This window comes from Lysobacter sp. TAB13 (assembly GCF_052113885.1).
Taxonomy (GTDB): Bacteria; Pseudomonadota; Gammaproteobacteria; order Xanthomonadales; family Xanthomonadaceae; genus Lysobacter; species Lysobacter gummosus.
In genome coordinates this window covers 1-610 of the sequence record NZ_JBFRDR010000090.1, presented here as the reverse complement: position 1 = coordinate 610, position 610 = coordinate 1, and the positions used below count along the sequence as shown (strand labels likewise).

General features: G+C 63.1%; 1 protein-coding gene. It reads left to right on the top strand.

The genetic code is table 11. The annotated features are described in order from the left end of the window. Nucleotides 1-295: 295 nt before the first annotated feature. Nucleotides 296-610: hypothetical protein (locus AB4Y92_RS25265; protein WP_441822112.1), on the top strand; the 315-nt coding region annotated here is incomplete at its 3' end.

Sequence of the window (610 nt, the reverse complement as noted above, 5' to 3'; positions counted from 1 at the left end):
CGCGTCCGCTTCGTCACCAGCGGCAATGATGATCCCGATATTCCTATCCTTCCCAGCATCGTGGTTTGGGAAAGGATCGCCATTGCCGACGGACGGACGGGTCTCCTCGTCACCAACGAAGCCCTCCCGTACCGGCACGAATATTTCATTCGTTGCGGCCGGGGCGGCGTCCCCCCTAGGCTGAGTGCGTCAGTCGCCCCGGTTTGGAGGCCCGTGCCCATTCATCAACGACCCAGGTCAGGTTGACGACGCGGGTGGCACCCGGGTGTCGCCAATCCGGTCGCTTGGGGTCGTCATGCGGATCATCAGTCTGAACGGATGGGGTGGCGCGTTGCACGAGCAAGTGCAGGCCTATCTGCGCAGCGCGCTACCCGACATCCTGTGCCTGCAGGAAGTCGTGCACACGCCTTCGTCGTCAAAGGATTGGCTGACCTACCGCGACGGCGACCACGTTCTTCCCCAGCGCGCAAACTTCTTCCGTGAGATCAGCGAGGCTCTGCCTGATCATAGGGCGATGTTCCTGCCCGCCGCACAGGGCCTTCTCTGGGACGACGGCAAACCCGTGCCCTCGCAATGGGGCCTGGCGACATTCGTGCGATCGACCTATCCG